The 18,117-nt window shown below is 64.8% G+C and carries 19 protein-coding genes and 1 pseudogene; 9 read left to right on the forward strand and 11 right to left on the reverse strand.

Going from position 1 to position 18,117, the window contains the following annotated elements; genetic code table 11:
- From VNN77_00845 to VNN77_00870, 6 genes and pseudogenes are all read right to left on the reverse strand, one after another.
- The coding region (locus tag VNN77_00845; GenBank protein ID HXG49937.1) for a transposase at nt 1-242 on the reverse strand (242 nt) is incomplete at its 3' end.
- Nucleotides 243-306: 64 nt separating this feature from the next.
- Nucleotides 307-390, reverse strand: a pseudogene (locus VNN77_00850) (addiction module toxin RelE).
- 192 nt (nt 391-582) lie between these two features.
- Nucleotides 583-1,182, reverse strand: coding sequence for a hypothetical protein (locus tag VNN77_00855; protein HXG49938.1), 600 nt, complete (start codon nt 1,180-1,182; stop codon nt 583-585).
- The gene (locus VNN77_00860; protein HXG49939.1) at nt 1,175-2,416 is read right to left on the reverse strand and encodes an AAA family ATPase; all 1,242 of its coding nucleotides are present in this window, start codon (nt 2,414-2,416) and stop codon (nt 1,175-1,177) included. Before VNN77_00860 ends, VNN77_00855 begins: the two co-directional genes overlap by 8 nt.
- 235 nt (nt 2,417-2,651) lie before the next feature.
- Complete coding sequence (locus VNN77_00865; GenBank protein HXG49940.1) at nt 2,652-4,370, reverse strand: thiamine pyrophosphate-binding protein; 1,719 nt, start codon at nt 4,368-4,370, stop codon at nt 2,652-2,654.
- A 183-nt stretch (nt 4,371-4,553) separates the two neighbouring features.
- Nucleotides 4,554-4,910 carry a hypothetical protein gene (locus VNN77_00870; GenBank protein ID HXG49941.1) on the reverse strand — a complete coding sequence of 119 codons (357 nt, stop codon included), beginning with the start codon at nt 4,908-4,910 and terminating at the stop codon, nt 4,554-4,556.
- Nucleotides 4,911-5,342: 432 nt separating this feature from the next.
- On the opposite strand from VNN77_00870, the gene VNN77_00875 reads away from it, so the two are divergent.
- The 7 genes from VNN77_00875 (at nt 5,343) to VNN77_00905 (ending at nt 12,242) form a co-directional block, all read left to right on the forward strand.
- Nucleotides 5,343-6,344, forward strand: coding sequence for a sugar phosphate nucleotidyltransferase (locus VNN77_00875; protein ID HXG49942.1), 1,002 nt, complete (start codon nt 5,343-5,345; stop codon nt 6,342-6,344).
- 233 nt (nt 6,345-6,577) lie between these two features.
- The gene (locus VNN77_00880) at nt 6,578-7,672 is read left to right on the forward strand and encodes an amidohydrolase family protein (GenBank protein HXG49943.1); all 1,095 of its coding nucleotides are present in this window, start codon (nt 6,578-6,580) and stop codon (nt 7,670-7,672) included.
- A gap of 24 nt (nt 7,673-7,696) precedes the next feature.
- Nucleotides 7,697-8,674 carry an ABC transporter substrate-binding protein gene (locus VNN77_00885; protein ID HXG49944.1) on the forward strand — a complete coding sequence of 326 codons (978 nt, stop codon included), beginning with the start codon at nt 7,697-7,699 and terminating at the stop codon, nt 8,672-8,674.
- A gap of 75 nt (nt 8,675-8,749) precedes the next feature.
- Nucleotides 8,750-9,736 carry an ABC transporter substrate-binding protein gene (locus VNN77_00890; protein HXG49945.1) on the forward strand — a complete coding sequence of 329 codons (987 nt, stop codon included), beginning with the start codon at nt 8,750-8,752 and terminating at the stop codon, nt 9,734-9,736.
- A 94-nt stretch (nt 9,737-9,830) separates the two neighbouring features.
- Complete coding sequence (locus tag VNN77_00895) at nt 9,831-10,601, forward strand: ABC transporter permease subunit (GenBank protein ID HXG49946.1); 771 nt, start codon at nt 9,831-9,833, stop codon at nt 10,599-10,601.
- Nucleotides 10,602-10,603: 2 nt separating this feature from the next.
- Nucleotides 10,604-11,368 (forward strand): ABC transporter ATP-binding protein, encoded by a 765-nt coding sequence (locus tag VNN77_00900; protein ID HXG49947.1) that lies wholly within the window; start codon nt 10,604-10,606, stop codon nt 11,366-11,368.
- 121 nt (nt 11,369-11,489) lie between these two features.
- The gene (locus tag VNN77_00905; protein HXG49948.1) at nt 11,490-12,242 is read left to right on the forward strand and encodes an ABC transporter permease subunit; all 753 of its coding nucleotides are present in this window, start codon (nt 11,490-11,492) and stop codon (nt 12,240-12,242) included.
- A gap of 13 nt (nt 12,243-12,255) precedes the next feature.
- Here the strand turns inward: VNN77_00905 and VNN77_00910 are convergent, their stop codons facing one another.
- Together VNN77_00910 and VNN77_00915 are read right to left on the reverse strand one after the other, a co-directional pair.
- Complete coding sequence (locus tag VNN77_00910; GenBank protein HXG49949.1) at nt 12,256-13,644, reverse strand: UbiD family decarboxylase; 1,389 nt, start codon at nt 13,642-13,644, stop codon at nt 12,256-12,258.
- Nucleotides 13,645-13,670: 26 nt separating this feature from the next.
- The gene (locus VNN77_00915) at nt 13,671-14,669 is read right to left on the reverse strand and encodes an ABC transporter substrate-binding protein (GenBank protein HXG49950.1); all 999 of its coding nucleotides are present in this window, start codon (nt 14,667-14,669) and stop codon (nt 13,671-13,673) included.
- A gap of 192 nt (nt 14,670-14,861) precedes the next feature.
- Between VNN77_00915 and VNN77_00920 the strand changes: the two genes are divergently transcribed.
- Nucleotides 14,862-15,866 carry an amidohydrolase family protein gene (locus VNN77_00920; protein ID HXG49951.1) on the forward strand — a complete coding sequence of 335 codons (1,005 nt, stop codon included), beginning with the start codon at nt 14,862-14,864 and terminating at the stop codon, nt 15,864-15,866.
- Between the two features lie 40 nt (nt 15,867-15,906).
- Here the strand turns inward: VNN77_00920 and VNN77_00925 are convergent, their stop codons facing one another.
- From VNN77_00925 to VNN77_00935, 3 genes are read right to left on the reverse strand one after another with little or no spacing between them, the layout of a single operon-like run.
- Nucleotides 15,907-16,095, reverse strand: coding sequence for a hypothetical protein (locus VNN77_00925; protein ID HXG49952.1), 189 nt, complete (start codon nt 16,093-16,095; stop codon nt 15,907-15,909).
- Nucleotides 16,092-16,574, reverse strand: coding sequence for a VOC family protein (locus tag VNN77_00930; GenBank protein ID HXG49953.1), 483 nt, complete (start codon nt 16,572-16,574; stop codon nt 16,092-16,094). The genes VNN77_00925 and VNN77_00930 overlap by 4 nt, the downstream gene beginning before the upstream one ends.
- 43 nt (nt 16,575-16,617) lie before the next feature.
- Nucleotides 16,618-16,938, reverse strand: coding sequence for a (2Fe-2S) ferredoxin domain-containing protein (locus VNN77_00935; GenBank protein HXG49954.1), 321 nt, complete (start codon nt 16,936-16,938; stop codon nt 16,618-16,620).
- A gap of 172 nt (nt 16,939-17,110) precedes the next feature.
- Here VNN77_00935 and VNN77_00940 point away from each other — a divergent pair, with 172 nt between their 5' ends.
- Complete coding sequence (locus VNN77_00940; GenBank protein HXG49955.1) at nt 17,111-18,097, forward strand: LLM class flavin-dependent oxidoreductase; 987 nt, start codon at nt 17,111-17,113, stop codon at nt 18,095-18,097.
- The last annotated feature ends 20 nt before the right edge of the window (nt 18,098-18,117 follow it).

An 18,117-nucleotide genomic window follows, 5' to 3' on the forward strand; every position in this document is an offset into this window, starting at 1 on the left:
CCGTTTAATTGCCGCATCCCCCTGCTGAGATTCCCCTCCGGAGTTTCGATCATCAGATGATAGTGATTGCCCATCAAGCAGTACGCATAGCAGCGCCAGCGATACCGAAAGATCACTTCGCCCAACAGATCCAAAAAGGCCCTGCGATCCCCATCGTCCTCGAAAATCGGCTCCTGGCGGTCGCCACGAGAGGTGACGTGGTACAGAGCGCCGGAATATTCAATCCGCAAGGGCCGCGCCATAGGCGTCCACCCTATAACACAAAGACGTCATAGTACAATGCTAGACCTGACCCCAACGCCTGCGCTCGAAGATCGGCTCCTGGCGGTCGCCACGAGAGGTGACGTGATACAGAGCGCCGGAATATTCAATCCGCAAGGGCCGAGCCATAGGGGCCCCACCCTATAACACAAAGACGTGATAGTACAATGCTAGACCTGACCCCAACGCCTGCGTGACCCCAACGGCCTGCGCTACGTATGGATTTCCGCCGCATCGATCCGTCGAAGGCGTGAATCCTGTTGCCCGAGGCGGCGGACCGATAGCCCTGCGCTACCCGATAGCACCAATCGGCGCGCTACTTTAGAGGGTCCTGAAATGGGCGATGGTATCCTCGAGAAAATGTTTGAGGCTCGCTTCGTTCTTGCCCGCGCGATATAGATCCATCGACCCAACAAGTTCTCGCGCGAACTCCATGCCGCCCAGCGTGCTCGGATGCCCGGCATCGACGATGGCCTTGGAAAGAACCGCCTTATAATGGCCTCTTTCGCATTTTCTCTTGCCGATTCTCGGGCGAACTCCGACAACCTGCGCAAATGAGTCTGGATCAGCGAGAAACCAGCGCTCGATGTGAGGGTCTGGGCAAGCGATAACTGTCCGGCCGGTAAATTGCGGCTGGATGGTTTTTTCAATATCCCTTCTCGCCCGACTCCAGCGGTTGCAGTTGGCATCGATGGCGACAAAGAGAAGGTCCGGCATCGGAAGACTTTCGGGAGCTTTCAAGACACTTTTTTGATACAGCGACAATTCTTCACATACGCGCGGATGGCCGCCTCTCGCGGAGCGCACGCGAAGAATCAGACTTTTCTTCTGTTCCGTTGCGATCCGGCTGATCATAGCTTTCAGAAATTCTTCGTGGGCACGATCTTCAACGAAAAGATCCGCCGTGAGCGGTCTACTCATCGATCATTCCCCGAAGGATGAGATTCTCGAAGAGCCCATCTTCGGTCCCGGTTGTGAGAGCCTTGGCGATTTCCTGATCTTTGAAGAGTGGCCCGGTTGCAATAAACGGAGAGATCTCGGTACCGCCTGGCCCCTGTCGGACTCTTAACAGAGCGATCTCCTTCGGGCGGTCTTTGGCAAGTTTCAGCACAGCGTCACAGAAAAGAGGCGAGTGGGTGGTGACAATAACTTGCCGGCCTTGATCGCTGGCCAGCGACGCTAGAAGTTCTACGATCAGCTCCAAACGACGCGGATGAACGCCGTTCTCTGGCTCTTCGAAGGCGAGAAGCGAACCGCTCCAGGGGTTGACCGTCAGAGCACACAGTGCAAGCACCCGAAGAGTGCCTTCGGAAACGATACGCGACGAAAATTCTTTTCCGCCCTGACGAACCAGAATGTCCAGCGTGCCGCGCTTCTTGTCCAAGTCCACTGCAAGATCCTCTACGCTTGGTATCAAGGAGCGGAGAGTTCGTTTGACGGCGTCAAACCGCTTCGGCTGCTCGGCTCGTAGCCGGTATAAAAATGGCGCGATATCTTCTCCCAAAACTCCCATGTCCCGCACATCTGACGGTGGACGCGCCGAACGCATGGCAACGCGGGGATCAAGGTAATAAGTGCGCCAACCCGACAGCTCGTTCCGGCAACGCTCGATGGCGCGGTATTCAATGCCGCTCCATCGCGGATCCGACAAAATCGTGTAATTTTGCCCGAGATTTTCCCGTCTGGGATTCGCGGGTTTGCTTTTGCGGCGAATTCGGATGTGATCTTCGATTCTTTCTATCGACGGATTTCCTTTTGGCTCACCCCGTTTCCCCAGCGTAGCAAGATACTCGTCCTGCACGCTCAAGCTGCCGGAACCCGGTTGGATCTCAATCGTTACCCGATAGTTGTAGAGAAAATGCTCCCTGCCTACGTCTAATTCCGCCTCTAGAGAAAACCTTGCGCTCCTTTGGCTTAGCAGCGCAGCGAGTCCCCCCTCCGGGAAAGCAAACGCCTCTATTGGATATCCCCTTATGGGTTCCGACAAGGCATCGGACAACGTCCGGCTCGTTCCAAGGCGAGACAGCGCTTGGATCGCGTCCAGGAGATTACTTTTCCCTGCCGCGTTGGGACCGAAGAGCACCGCCATCCGAGGAAATTCGACAGCGACGTCTTCCAGCGACTTAAAGCGTCTGACGATCAATTTTCTTAACACGAAGTTTCCCTTTTCTTACGAGACCCACCAGTAGCACATTGTGCCCTGACCCAACGGTGTAGCCTTTTTCATGTAATCAAATCTTTACCTTTGACATAAGGCTGATTCAACGTGTTCCGGAGCCGCACGTGCACTTCTCTTCCCGCTGCTCTGTCGCGCAACCGGGTGAACCGGCCAGAAACCGGCCTGGAAACCGGGACTCGGGACGCTGGACGCGGGACATTTCCGTTCCCGCTCATCCCCGCGGTGTGTAGTCGTTCAGCACGACGTCGATGACCGAGAGCCTTCCCCTGGCGCTTTCCTCCAGGGCTCTGGCGACCGCGGCGTGGATCTGTCCCGGATCGGTGACGCGAACGCCGTAGCCGCCGTAAATCTCCGCGTACAGCCGGTAGTCGGGGTTCGGCGCGATCGGCCCGCCGAAATGAACGCTGCTCCTTTTCGCCGCGCCGTCGGGATAATAGCGCAGCAGGCCGCGCTCCATCGACAGGTAGCGCTGGTTGTTGAAGACCACGACGATGACCGGCAGCTCGTATTCCTGCGCCAGGCCGAGGCACGCGGGTACCGGATTGTAGTGAAACCCGCCGTCGCCGATCAGGACGAAAACCGGCTTTTCCGGGCGCGCCAGCTTGGCACCCACGCCGTAGCCGAGGCTGACGCCGAGGCCGCCCGTGACGCGCGCGAGATACGACATCGGCTCGCTGCGCGGAAGCGTGCTCTGGATCAGCGTACGGTGCACCGTCGTCTCCTCCAGCACGATCGCCTCCGCGGGGATCGATTCGGCCAGCGCCTGGCAGAGCCAGCGCGGGTCGATGGGAACGTCGGCCCGATGCGCGGCGGCGTCGCTCCGCGCCGCCGCGGCCTGCCGCTCGTGCTCTTCCCGGATCTCGCGCGCCCGCTCCTCCCAGGCGGCGCGGTTCGCCGCGTGGGCTTCGGTCTGCTTGACGCGGCGCGCGAGCGCGGAAAGCGTCACCGCCGGAGGCGCGACGAGCGCCAGATCGACCGCGTAGCCCCAGAACGGCAGCCGCGAGTACGGGTACTCGTCGCCCAGGAACAGGACCTTGGCGTCCGCCCTCGGCCCTTTCTCCAGCGGATACCACGGAGTGACCGCGTCCGCGACCAGCACGAGATCGGCGCTGGCGACGCGCCGCGCATCGTAGGCGAGATAGAGCGGGTGGGTGCGCGGAAAGTTCAAAAAGGCCGGGCGGAACGACTCCATCACCGGCATCGCCAGCGCCTCGCAAAGCTCGACGAACGGCGCGACCGCCGCGGCGTCGCGCCCCGCGTGCTCCGTCACCGCGACCGGAGACTGCGCGTTCAGCAGCAGCCGGGCCGCTTCGTCGAGCGCGCGTTCATCCAGCTCCGCCGGCCGCGTCACACGGCGGGCGCGACGGTATTCGGGCAAGGCGACCTCGTCCAGCAGGCACTCGAAAGGAAGGCCGAGCAGCACCGGACCTGCCGGCGGCTCCACGGCGATCTCCAGGGCGCGCTCGATCGACGCGATCAGGATCGACGAAGACGCGATCCGCTCGCTCCACTTCACGCAGCGCCTGAGAAGCTCGGCGGGACCGCCGACGTCGGTGAGATCGTGAACCCACTGGTTGCCCGGGTCGGGAAGGCGTTTCTCCTCGCCGAAGGCGGAGGACTCGCCGCAGCAGACCACCATCGGCACGCGCTCCTGGTAGGCGGCGCGAAGAAACATCGCCGCGTTCAGCGGCCCGGCGGTGGCGTGGAGCAGCACCGCCTGGGGCCTGCCTGTGACCTTGGTGTAACCCGACGCCGCGGCGACCGCCGCCGCCTCGTGACGGCAGTTGATGTAAGTCGGACGCGACTCGCCGCGCTCCCGCGCTTCCGCGAGCGCCTCCCAGACCGGGGGCCACTCGGTTCCCGGAGACGAGAAGACGTAGTCGACGCCCGCGCGCCTGAAAATCTCGACCAGTGCCTTTCCGCCGTGCATGCTGCCTCCTCCTGAACGAGTCTCCGGCGGCACCGGGCGGCCCTTGCCGCCGGTCCGAGCGCCGCGGCGCGATCGTAGTCGAGGCCAAGCCGCGCTGTCAACGCGACCCGTGGAATGGATCGATTTTTTCGACTGCAGCGGGCGGAGAAAAAAAGGCGCTTCGAACGGCGGGGTTACGTTGCCTCACCGCGGCTTGACGCCGCGGCGGCGTCCACCGAGCAGCCGGCAAAGATAGCGCGACAAGGGCCGCCCGGTCTCGCACGGAGCCGAGCCCGGATCGGCCTGAATCCGGTCGATCAGGGCCTGGGCCATGAGAAAGGCGCAGGCGTCGGCCTCTTCTTGCGTCGCGAAGGTGCGAGGCGGCGGACCGAGGAGATGGCTGAAGCTCTGGACCCATAACCGCCTCCAGCCTCTCTCGGTGCGGTGGGAGACCCACGCCTCGGGAACCCATTCGGAAGCCTTGATCTGATAGGAAGCGGCGCGCATGGCGCGCCCCTTGTACTCCCGCACGCGAAAGATTTCACCGAGCTCCCACCGCATAGAACAAATCCAACCGGAGGTTGCTCCGCCGTGGGGCAAGAGACGTGCCAGTGACGCCCGCGCACAACGACGAACATCGATGGACAACCTTTCGCACCGAAGCGCCGGGATCGTACAGCCGGCGCCCCGGTTTGTCCGGAGAGAGCCCGCGTGCCAGACCATGATCCAGGGCCGCCGCGATTTGCTCTGATTTTCCGCGCGCTTGCAGCCCCGCGCCCGGTTTTTACAGGCCTTTTGCATCACTCCCGGGCCCGCAAGACCGTAAGGCTATTTTCCCGTCAATCTAGGGTGTTCACCCGATAGCGGACTCCTCAGGGGTGGGCGAGAGTCACCCTCGAAATCGGCCGTTCTCCGGGCGCGCCCGAAGCGGGGCGCGAGAGGGAAACTCATGAGCGATACCACGCCTGCAAGCCTGCCGCGTTCCGCAACGCGCTGCGGGATCGTGCTTTCGGGGGGGACGGGAGGCGACTGCGCGAGTTCGTGCGCCGGTTGCGCGGCGACGATCTCCCCAAGCAGTACGTCAACTTCATCGGCCGCCGCTCGATGCTGGAACACACCTGTGACAGGGCCGCGCGCGTCGTTCCTCTGGAGAAGCTGTTCGTCGTCGTCTCCAAAGAGCACTTGAGCTTTCCGGAAGTCCGCCGGCAGCTCGCGGCCGTGCCGCCCGACAACGTGGTCGTCCAGCCCGCAAACAGGGACACCGTCCCGGGAATCCTGCTCCCGCTGCTCCATGTCCACAAGCGTTATCCGGACGCGATCGTCGCGATCTTCCCTTCGGATCATTTCGTGCTCGAGGAAGAGCGCTTCATGAGCCACGTCCGGCGCGCGTTCAGCGTGGTCGAGTCGGACCTTTCCCGCCTGGTGCTCCTGGGTGTGGACCCTCGAGGACCCGACCCGGACTACGGCTATATCGTGCCGGGAAAAAAGATCGACGATTCTCGATCCTGCTCGGTCCGCCAGATCGAGATGTTCGTGGAAAAGCCCCCTTCCGAGGCGGCAGCCAAGGTCATTTCGCGCGAGGCGCTGTGGAATACGATGGTGACCGTCTTCGCCTGCAAGACCTTCCTGTCGGTGGTCCCGCGCGCGGTCCCCGGGCTTCATCGGATGATCGAGGAGGTCCGGGCCGCCGTCGACACCCCGGACGAGAAGGACGTCACCGAACGGGTTTATCAGAGGCTCCCCGCGCTCAACTTCTCCAAAGGCATCCTCGAGGCGCTCCCGTTCGAGCACCGCCGCTCCCTGGTCGTCCTGCCGGCGCGCGGCGTGACCTGGGCCGACTGGGGAACTCCGGAGCGCCTGCTCGGCACGCTGCGCCTGATCGGGGAGCAAATCAGCGCCCGGCGACCGCGCGATCCCGCGCCGGAAAATCTTCCGGCTTCCACCGCAAGCCGCCGTCCGAGACCCGGAACGTTCAAAAGCGCGCCGTCGCGCTGACCCGCTGAGCCGGCGTGCCTCAGGCCGCCCGCAGAATCTCTTCGGTTCGCGCGTCGACGACGACCTTCTACGAATAAAAAGCCAGAACCCGGGAACCGGAAACCGCAAGTGGTTTGGAGCCGCAACGCGCGGCAAAAGTTTTCGCTCCCGCCCCTCGAATCGAGCTTGATTTCGCTTTCCCGGTGATTGTAGATTGCACGCGTCGGCCAACCCCTCGACTGGAGGAAGCGGAAATGACCAGATTTCCCACCGTCGATGCCGACGGTCACCTGGAAGAGACCCACATCGACTGGCGCGAGCGGCTCCCGGCGCGGTTCCGCGCCGCGGCGCCGGAGCGCCGCCCCGGCAACGACGGCCATACGCGGCTCTTCATCGAGGGCAAGCCGTGGCCGAAGCCGAGCGGTCCCGGGATCGGGATCGGCGGTCCCTACAACCGGCCGCACCCCCGCCGCGAAGGCATGAAGGATCCGCGGGCGCGGCTGATCGACATGGACAGCGAGCAGATCGACGTCGCAGTCCTTTTCGGCGGGAGCTTCGGGGGATCGATCCCGGCGCTGGAAGACGGCGAGCTCGCCGCCGAGTTGGCGCGGGCGCGCAACAGCTGGGTGGCGGAATACTGCTCGGCGAACCCGTCGCGCCTCAAGGGCACCGCAGTGCTCCCGCAACAGAATATCCCCGCGGCCGTGGCCGAGCTCGAGCGCGCCGTGACGCAACTGGGATTCGTCGGCGTCTCTTTCTTTCCCAACCTGCGCGGCCGTCACATGGGCGATCCTTACTTCTTTCCGATCTACGCCGCGGCCGAGCGACTGAACGTACCGATCTGCGTCCACATGTTTCTCGGCCGGTATGGCTCCGAGGCCACGGGGACGATGCGTGTCGACAATTTCTTTTACTCGCACCTCTTCGGCCACGTCTTCGAGCAGATGATCGCGCTTTCGGTAGTCGTCGGCGAGGGGTTGCTGGACCGTTTTCCGAAGCTCCGGTTCGTCTTTCTCGAATCGGGCTGCGGCTGGGTGCCCTACTGGCTCAACCGCCTGGACGAGCATTTCGAGATCCTCGGGGTCCAGCTGCCCACGCTCAAGACCGAGCCCAGCCGGTTGCTGGAGCGCGGCCAGATCTATTTCTCCTGCGAGCCCGACGAAACCGAGCTGGCGCACGCGGCAGAAGCGATCGGCGACGACTGGATCGTCTTTGCATCGGATTACAGCCATTTCGACAGCCGCTATCCCGGCGCTTCCCTGCCGATCGTCAACCACACGGCGCTGAGCGACGCTTCCAAACGGAAAATCCTCAACGACAACGCCCGCCGTCTTTACCCGCTCGACTGACGCGGGCGCCTCGCGGAGGTGCAGATGGACCGCCGACTCGATCGCCTGGAACGACGGCCCTCCGGCCAGTCCCGCCGGCTCCTCGCGTGCCTCGCCGTGGTGGCGGCGTTTCTCCCGCTCCGAGTCGCCGCCGAGAACGTGAAAATCGGCGTGCCGTCGTTCACGGTCACCACGATGCCGCTCGCCGTGGCGCGCGAGCAACGCTTCTTCCAGGAAGAGGGGCTCAACGTCGACCTCATCCTGATGGCCGCCGCGCTGAACATCAAGGTGCTGCTCAGCGGCGACATCCAGTACGCCACGACGGTGGGGTCCGGGGTGGTCGCCGCGGTGCGGGGCATCGACACCCGGGTCGTGATGTGCTTCGTTGACCGGCCGCTGCTGGATCTCGTCGGGACGCCCGACATCGGCGGTATCGCCGACCTCAAGGGCAAGCTCCTCGGCATCTCCTCCCGCGGCGGCCTGCACGACGTCACCATGCGCAGCATCCTGGCCAGGTCGGGGATCGATCCGTCGCAGGTGACGATGCTGGCGGTCGGCGCGCAGGGTAACATGCTCGCCGCGCTCCAGGCGCGGCGCATTGCCGCGGGGCTCCTCAACCCGCCGCACAACTTCATCGCCTACCGCGAGGGCTTCAAGCCGCTCGGCTTCGGCGGCAACTTCGTCCGGCTCCCGAGCACCGGTCTGGTGACGATGAAGGAGACCATCGAGCGCTCTCCGGACCAGGTGCGCCGCGTGATCCGGGCGCTCGCGCGCGCCCGGGCCTTCGCCCGCGCGAACAAGCCGGCAACCGTCGCCATCCTGAAGCGCTTCCTGCGGCTGGAAGACGACGACCTGGTGTCGAAGATCTACGACTACCACAAAAAGGCCGAGACCCCGGACGGCAGGATCGACCCGGAGCTGATGCGCACCGTGATCCGGGAGACCCGGCTCGCCGAGGGGATCACGCGCGAGATCGACCCGAAACAGGTCTTCGACTTCTCGCTGATCGAGCCCGCCCGCTAGCGCAACCGCCCGGCTTGACAGGCGGCCCGGTCCGCGATATGCCCCGATACCCGAGTCCGAACAGGAGGTGGCGCGATGGTTCAAAGGATGATGGCGACAGTCAGTCTTTTCGCTCTCGCGGCTCTGCTCGCCGTGCCTGCGGAGGCGGGCGCGGCCCAGGCCCGGACCAAGATCCGCTATGCCCTGGGCGACGTGGTCTCGATCGACGAGTTGCCGCTGCTGATCGCCGCCGAGCGCGCCAAGGCGCGCGGCGTCGACGTGGAGATCACGTCCTTCAAGAACGAAGAGCTCGCGACCCAGGCCGTGATCAACGGTCAGGCCGATGTCGGCCAGGGAACCCCGTACGCCGCGGTGCAAAAAGCGACGGTTCCGATCCGCTTTTTCTTCCAGCTGAGCGCGCTGCAGTTTTTCCCGGTCGTCAACAAGGAGAGCTACAAGAGCTGGAAGGACCTCGACGGCCAGGAGATCGCGGTGCACGCGCGCGGCTCGGGGACCGAAGCGATCATGATCCTGATGGCCAAGAACCACGGCATCAAGTACAAGAACATCAGCTACGTCCCGGGATCCCAGGTGCGCGCTCTGGCGTTGCTCAAGGGCAACATCAAGGCCACCATTCTCGACGCCCCTAACAAGAACCTGGTCATGAAGGAGGCGCCGGACAAGTTCATCGTGCTGCCGCTGGGAAACGTCAAGGCGAGCGACGAAGCGCTGTTCGCGACGCGCGCGTTTCTCGATAAGAACCGCGCCGCGGTCCGGATCTTCCTCGAGGAGCTGATCAAGGTCAATCGCGCGATCAACAAGGACCCGGCCTGGATCGTCGAGGAACGGAAGCGCCTGGGGCTTCTGAAGGATCTTCCGGCCAAGCTCGAGGGGGAAATCCTGCCGTTTTACAAGGAAGCGGTGCAGAACGGCGTCTTTCCCGACGACGGCGGCGGCGAGAGCGCAGCGAAGAACGACCTCGAATTCTACAGTCTTTCCGGCGCGATCAAGGGCGAGAACCTCAAGGTCGAGGATTTCTGGTATCTCGCCCCGCTCAAGGAGGCCCTGGCCAGCCTCAAATAGGGCCCGGCCCGCGTACCCTGCGCCCGGTGCGGCTCGTTTGCGGGGCGCGCCGGGCGGCTTCCCGCAAACGATCGCATCCCGAGGATACTGCCCGGTGACGACCGCAAGAGAGAAGGCCACGAACCGGCTCTTCTGGCAGCTGCTCTCTTTCGCCTTCTTCTTCGGCAGCTGGGAAGTCGCCGGACGGTGGCCGATCAGCTTCGCCTTTGCGCCCTTCAGCAGCACGCTGTGGGCGCTCCTGGAAATGACCGCCGACGGCAGCCTGCCGAAAGCCTATCTTTCCACGCTGCAGCCCCTCGTGATCGGCATCGCGCTCTGCGGCGCGGGGGGCATCGGCTTCGGTATCGCGATGGGGCTTTCGCGCTCGGTGGAGTGGCTGGCGCTGCCGGCCTTGATCATCCTGCAGGCCGCGCCGATGGCTGCGATCATTCCGCTGATCACCTTCACCTACGGCATCGGTCTTACCTCGAAGGTGCTCGCCGTCGTGGTGCTCGCCGCTCCCGTGGTCGTCATGAATTCCTACAAGGGTATCCGCAATACCAACCCGTCGCTGATCCAGATGTGCCGCGCCTTTCTGGGAACCCCGCGCCAGGAGCTGGTGAAAATCATCCTGCCGCACGCCGCTGCGCTGATCTTCGCCGGCCTGAGGCTCGGCCTCGCCATGGGCTTCATCGGCATCGTCATCGCCGAGCTGCTCATCACCCCCACCGGGATCGGCGACCTGATCAGCTATCACAGCTCGGTCGCCGACTACCCGAAGATGTTCGCCGCGATCGCCTCGATCGTGGCGCTCGCGGCCATTTCGATCTACCTGCTCGAGCGGCTGGAACGAAGGCTCTTTCCGCCGGAAATCCGGGGATCCTGAGAATGTCCGCGGAAGCGATCGTCGAAGTGCGGGGGGTGGGAAAAACCTACGAGGGCGGCGTCGAGGCCCTGCGGGACGTCGAGTTTTCCATTCCCCGCGGCAAGCTCAGCACCCTTCTCGGACCGAGCGGCTGCGGCAAGACCACCCTGCTCAAGATCATCGCCGGGCTCATCCCCCCGAGCCGCGGCGAGGTTCGGGTGAAGGGCAAAAAAGTGGAAGGGCCGGGACCCGAGCGGGCCTTCGTCTTCCAGGACTTCGCGCTGCTGCCCTGGGCGAACGTGCTGCGCAACGTGGCTTTCGGCCTCGAGCTGCGGGGCGTTCCGAAGCCGCGCCGCGAGGAGATCGCGCGCAAATACATCGCCGAGGTCGGGCTCTCGCAGTTCGAGTCGAGCTATCCCCATCAGCTCTCCGGCGGAATGCGGCAGCGGGTGGGGCTCGCGCGGGCCCTCGCCGTCGATGCCGACATCATCCTGATGGACGAGCCCTTTTCCTCGGTCGACGAGCAGACGCGGCGCAAATTCCAGGAAGACCTCCTCGATCTGTTGCGGCACCGGCAAAAGACCGTGGTCTTCGTTACCCACAGCATCGAGGAAGCGGCGTACCTCTCGGATCAGATCGTGCTCTTGTCGCCGCGCCCGGGAACCGTCTCGAAGATCATCCGCCCCGAGATCGACCGCGGCGCGCGCCAGCCGGACGAGATACGCCGCGACAAGAACTACCTCGACGTGATCGACGAAATCTGGCAGATCCTGAGGCGGTACGTATGACGTCGCCGCGGCACGGCTTGAACGTTTTGAACATTCGACCGCTGTTGCGAGATCCCGGCCAGGGTAACAGGATACCAACGTCTGCAGAGCAACGAGCGCACTTGCCGGGCTATTGTTTGTCATGATTCTGTTCGGCAGAAGGATTCCGTCCGTTTTTTCGCTCCTCCTCTGGTTCGTCGTCTGGGAGCTGGTCGGGCGGGCGAGGTTCTCCGCCATCGTTCCGCCGTTCTCGGCCGTGGTGGCCGCCGGCTTCACCTTCGTGCCGACCGAGAAATTCGCCGACGCCGCCATCATTTCGCTGCGCTCTTTCTTCCTCGGCATGGGCTCCGCCCTGCTCGTCGGAGTCCCCGTCGGCATCGTCATGGCGCGGCTGGAGAGCGCCGGAAGGATTCTCGGGACGTGGGTGAACATCTTCGCCAGCGCCCCGATTTCCGCGATCGTGCCGATCCTGATGGCGGTGCTCGGCATCGGCGAGACCACGGTGGTGGTGACGGTCTTCCTGTTCGCCGTCTTCGTCATCGCCCTCGACACGCAGGTGGGCGTCCGGCAGGCCGACCGTTCGCTCGTCGAGATGGCGCGCTGCTTCGGCGCCCGGCCCTGGCAGATCTACACCAAGGTCCTGTTGCTCAGCGCGCTCCCCGAGATGCTCGCGGGATTCCGCCTCGGCGCGATCCGCGGCGTCAAAGGCGTGGTGATCGGCCAGCTTTTGATCTCGATCATCGGAGTCGGCGAGCTTTTCGAGCTCTATTCCCAGTATTTCCTGATGGAAGAGTTCTGGGCGCTGGTCATCATCGTCTTTCTGTTCGCGTTCGCCGTCTCGGAGGCGATCGCTTTCATCGAACGGCGGGTCGAGTACTACGCCGGCGCGCGCTGACGCCGTCCGGCCGTCACGACCGGCCGCTCCAGCCGGGCAGGTAATCCTCGAGCTTGATCGAGTCGGCGCCGGGAACCCGGATCTCCTCCGGATAGTTCGCTTTGCGCGTGGCGTCGACGCCCACCTTGGTCACCAGGTGCGATCCCGCCGCCGGGTCGTAGGAGGCCGGGTCGAGCGGCGAGCCCTTGGCGTGCGTCACCATGAAGATGTCGGTGTCGGCGCGCACGCGGGTCGCGATCGCGTGCAAGACCTCGTCGTCGCTGAGGATGTCGACGTCCTGGTCGACGACGACGACGTACTTGAGGAACGGGTCGGCGGCGAACGCCGCCATCGCGGCGTTCTTGGGCTCGCCCTCGATGATCTTCTCGATGGCGAGATAGCAGATGAACCGGCAGCGTCCCGAAGGGGGCACGTGCACCGCCCGCACCTTGGGCGACGCGAGTTTCACGGTCTTCATGATCGTCGTCGAGCGCACGATCCCGGAAAGGAGCAGGTTGTCCGCGTGCCCGACGAAGCTCGACTGGTAGAGCGCGTCGCGCCTCATGGTGATCGCCTTGACGCGCACGATCGGATTGTTGCGCTGCGGCCCGTAGGTGCCCGGGTATTCGCCGAACGGCGCTTCGGGCTTGCGCACGCGCGGCGGAATTTCGCATTCGAGCACGATTTCCGCCCGGGCCGGAACTTCGAGATCGAGCGTGCGGCAGCGGACCAGCTCCACGGGCTCGCCCAGGATGCCGCCGGCTACGGCGAACTCGTCGGTTTCCAGCGAGGTGAAGGAGAGACAGCCGATGTAGAACGCCGGATGATGGCCGATCGCGACCGCCATCGGCGTCGGGCGGTCGCGCCGCTCGTAGGCCTGCCAGATGTAGTGCCCGTGGGCGGTTTCCGAAAGCTGCACACCGAGGGTGTCGGGGGAGTGCACCATCAGCCGGTAGATACCGGCGTTGCGCACCCCTGAGTCGGGGTCGCGCATGATCCCGAAGCCGGCGGTGATATAACGGCCCGCGTCCTTCTCGTGATAGGTGAGGATCGGAAGCCGCGTCACGTCGACCTCGCTTCCCGTCGACACGATCTCCTGCACCGGCGCCTCGCCGACGATCACCGGCGGCAGCGGAGAATCCTCGCGGGCGGCGTACTCGCGGATGAATTCCGGCAGCGAAGCGTTCTTGAGGCCGATGGCGCGAAAGAGGCGGCGCGCGTCCGCGTGCACGTTGGTCACCACCGGAAGCGCCGAGCCCCTCACCTTCTCGAAGATCACGATCGGAAACTTCCGCTCTTTTTCCAGGCGCGCGAGCACCCCCGTGACCTCGAAGCGCGGATCGACCTCCCGCTGGACGCGCAAGAGCTGCTGCGGCTCCTCGGCTTCGATCTCTCTCAGGAAATCGCGCAGGTCCTTGGGCATGAGGGCATCCCTTGCGAGCGCGCCGCTCACTTCTTCAAGAAGCTCAGGTCGAGCGCGTTTTCGACCTTGACGCGCTGCTGCATCCCGTTTCGCGCGAACCACTCGGCCTGATCGGCGAGATTTTCCACCAGCACGCGACCGTTGGGCTCCTGATAGTGCGGGATCGCGGCGCGGATCGTGTTCGCCGGAACCTTGGTGTACTTCTCGAGGATCGCCGCGATCTCGGGATCCTTGAGGCCGTTCTTGTGAAACAGCGCCGCCCCTTTGAGATAGGCGTTCATCCAGCGCTGCGCCACCGCCCTTCGCTCCGCGATGAACCTGCCCGAATAGATGATCACGCCGACCTGGACGGGACCCAGGCCGCGCACCTCGTCCGGCGTACGGAAGCGAACCGCGACGCCGCGCTCCTGAAAGCGCGCCGCCCACGGCTCGACGGCGTAGGCCGCGTCCACGGCCCTGGTCTCCAGCGCCTTGAGCTGGCTCGGGGCGTTGAGAAAGGTGAGCTCGACGTCGTTGATGGTGAGCCCGACCTCCTCGGCCATCTTGCCGATCAGGTAGTGCTGGATGTTTCCCTTCGCCAGGAGCGCGATCTTCTTTCCTTTGAGGTCCCGGAAACTCTTGACCTGACCCGAGTCGACGAGATCCTTGCGCACCGTGAGCAGCGTGAAACCGTGGCCCTCGCGCGCCTGTCCCTTGTCGGCGACGATGCGAAACGGCGCCTGCTGCGCGACCGCGTTGAACAGGCCCGCGCTCGCCGAACCGACCGAGACCTCCAGCTCGCCCGCGACCAGCGCCGGGACCATCTTGGCCGCCGAAGCGAAGCTCGAGATCTCCGTGACGATGCCCTGCTCCTTGAAAAATCCCTTCTCGATCGCGATGTAGATCGCCGCGTTGGAGATCGCGGAAAGGTCGCCGAGCTTGACGGTGTCCGTTTGCGCGCGGGCGGGGGAAAGCGGCCACGCGCCTGCCGTTGCCGCCAGCATCGATCCGATCAGGAACCAAGCACGCCCTGCATTCTTGCGCATCGTCGCCCCCTCCTCTCGAAGCGGAATGGTCTGAGCGCGTTCTTGCCTTGCCGTGCCGGACGAGACCCCACGGCGCATCTAACACGCGCCCGTGACGCTGTCAACGCGTTCGGCGGGGCTCCTGTCGCGCTCCGATTGACACGAGCCGCCCGGCCGTCATAAGCTCCGTGGCGCTCACGCGAGGAGGTTGGGATGAAGACGATCGATGCCGACGGCCATATTGTCGAAAAGGATCCGGAGATCCGCAGGTTCCTGCCCGAGCCGTTCTGCCGGCGGGGGCGGCCTCTGCTGCCGTCCGACGGCATGGATACGGGAATGGGCGGCCGTCTCGGAGGGCTGGAAAACAACGATGTTCCGACGCGGCTGCGCGACATGGACACCGAAGGGATCGACCTCTCCGTGCTCTTTCCGACGAGCAGCTTCGCCGTGAGCAGCGTCATCGAGCGCGACTACGCGATCGCGTACGCCCGCGCCTACAACGACTTCGTCGCCGACGTCTGCCGCCAGTCGCCCCGGCTCAAGGCGGTCGCCCTGGTTCCGTTCCAGGACCCGCAAGCCGCGGTCCGGGAAGCCGAGCGCGCGATCACGAAGCTCGGCCTCGCCGGAGTCACGATCGCCACCCAGGGGCTCAGGGAGCATCTCGGATCGCAAACCTTCTGGCCGATCTACGAGACGCTGGAGCGGCTCGACGTGCCCCTTTGCGTCCACAACCGGCGCCAGGGGCCCGCAGGAGAGATCCGCTTCGACAGCTTCATCTTCATGCACAGCATCGGGCGCCCGGTGGAGACCTTCATCCAGTTCGCCGGCATGATCTACGGCGGCGTGCCGGAGCGCTTCCCGAAGCTGCGCGTCGCCTTCCTGGAATGCGGTGCCGGCTGGGTCCTCTACTGGATGGAGCGCCTGGACGAGGAATGGGAGAAGCGGGGCGAGGTGGAAGCGCCGCTCTGCAGGAAGAAGCCGAGCGATTACGTGAAGAGCGGGAACTGGTTCTTCGCCACGGAGCCCGAGGAGGAAATGCTCCCCTATGTGATCGAGCGTATCGGCGACGACAAGATCCTGTTCGCCTCCGATTATCCCCACTGGGACGGGATGTTCCCGCGCGCGGTCGCGACCATCCGCGACCGCAAGGACCTCTCGGAACAGACCAAGGCGCGAATTCTCGGCGAGAACGCGAAGCGGTTCTACGGCTGGCCGTAGCCGTTCTCCGGGCTCGTTTCTCTTTCCGGACGGCGAAAAGCTACTGCCTGGAGCGTAAGGCGCGCGATCGGGTGATCGACTGCTCGATTTCGTGCGCCGCTTCCGGGCGCACCCGGCGGACCGCTTGCAGCAGCGCTTCCGCCTGGTCGGGATCGGGATCCCCGACCACGCAACCGCTTTTCAACCGCCGGTAGACGGCCGAGGACCCGGCAACCTTGCCGATTCTCACGAAACCGCGCGCGGCAGGCCGCTTGCCTGAGCGATGATTTCATCAACGCTCCGATCGAGATCGAGAGGCCGGTTGACGCGCGCGGCGTCGCGGCGCGCCACGAGGGCGTAAACTTCCAGGCGGTTGCCCTCGGGATCGAGGAAATAGCACGAGACGGTGTTTCCCATGACCTCGTAAGCGTGGCTGACGCAGTGGTCGATCGGAACGCCGAGCGCCTTGAAGCGCTCGTAGAAGGCTTTCACGTCGGCCGGAGTTTCCACCTGCCAGGCGACGTGCGCGACGATCTTGGCTTCGCCTTCCCGCCCCTTGACGAGCGCCAGCTGGTGATCGTCGAGCCGCGGATCGGGGGTCATGAAAACCATGCGGCCCGGGTACGCGCGGTACTCGACGAGACCGAGCACGTCGCGGTAGAAGGCCGTCATCTTGTCGAGGTCGCGGACGTAGAGCACCACGTGGCTGAGCCTCTGGATCTTCGGCATGGCGAGGCCCTCCGATCTCGCGCCGCTTCGCGGACGGCGCGGTTCAGAACGCTCCCGTATCGAGCAGCGAATAGATGATGTCCTTCAGAGCCGGATCGATGGTGTCGAGGCGGCTGACCGGCGGACCGCCGGCCAGGGATTCGAGGATCTCGGCAAGGTCCTCCTGCCGGACGCCCGCGTACCAGGTCTTCTGCGGGTGAATCACGATATTCGGCCCGTGCTCGCACGCGCCGAAGCAAAGGTAGGGTCTCACCTCGACATCGAGCGAGCGGGCGGCCACCTCCTCCGCCAGCCGGTTCATGAGCTGTTCCGAGCCCCGGCTCTTGCAGTCGACGTTCTGGCACACGAAGCATGTCTGTTTCATCGGCGCGCGCACCTCTCGACCCCAGCTTAGCCCAATCCGAGCCGCCGATACAACAGACGGCGCGGCCCCGGGCGCCGATTTGACAGCCGCCGGCGAGTTCAATAATCTGCGCCGCAACGCGCCGCCTCCTGTCCGGTCCGTCGCCGGCGGCCGGTGCGCGGAGGGAACCGCCGTGAAAGTCGGGTTGAGCCCGCTTCAGGGTCAGGAGAGCTTCGAGGAAACGCTCCGCGAGTGCGAGCGCGCGGAAGAGGCGGGCTTCGATTCGGTCTGGCTCGGCGAGCACCACAACAATCCCGTGCTGTACCCGGCGCCGCTCCTCGGCCTCGCGGCTCTCGCCGCGCGCACGCGCCGCCTTCGGCTCGGAACCGGAGTGCTCCTCCTTCCCCTGTATCACCCGCTGGCGGTGGCGGAGGAAGGAGCGCTGGTGGACCGGATCTCCGCCGGCCGCCTGATTCTCGGAGTCGGCGCGGGCTACGCGCCGGAGGAATTCGCCGCCTTCGGTCTTTCGCTCGCGGAGCGGCGCGGCCGGATGGACGAAGGAGCCATGCTGCTCGGGCGCCTCTGGACGGAAGAAAAGGTCACCTTTCGCGGCAAGCACTATCGAGTGGAAAACGCGACCGTGACCCCGCGCCCCCTGCAGCGTCCGAGACCGCCGATCTGGTTCGGAGCCTGGACGGAAGCCGCGCTGCGGCGGGCGGCGCGCTTCGGCGATGCCTGGCTCGCCGGACCCTCGGCGGCGCTGGGCGAGCTTTCGCCGTGCGCCCGTCTGTACAGGGAGGCATGCGCCGAAAACGGTCGGGGCGCGGGCGAGGTCGCGCTGTTCCGCTACGTGTTCGTGGCCGAGAGCGCCAGCGAGGCGGCCGCTCTCGCAGGCAAAGGTTTTCTGCGCGCCTTCGAGAGCATGTATTTCCGCTGGCCGCATCCCGTCGTGAAACGTCCCGAGGGGAAGATCGACATCGGCAGGCTCGCCGAGGACCGGATCGTCATCGGCGACCCGGATACCTGCCTGAGCACGATCCGGCGCTTCGCGCGCGAGCTCGGAGTCGGGCATCTGATCTGCCGTTTTTCCGTTCCGGGGATTTCCCGGGAAGCCTGCCGCCGCTCACTCGACCTGTTCGCGAGCGAGCTTCTGCCGGCGCTCCACGCGTGCGCGACGTAGCCACGATCTCTGCTGTAGAG

Source organism: Candidatus Zixiibacteriota bacterium (genome assembly GCA_035574315.1).
In the GTDB taxonomy this organism is placed as follows: Bacteria; Desulfobacterota; Binatia; order UBA9968; family UBA9968; genus DATLYW01.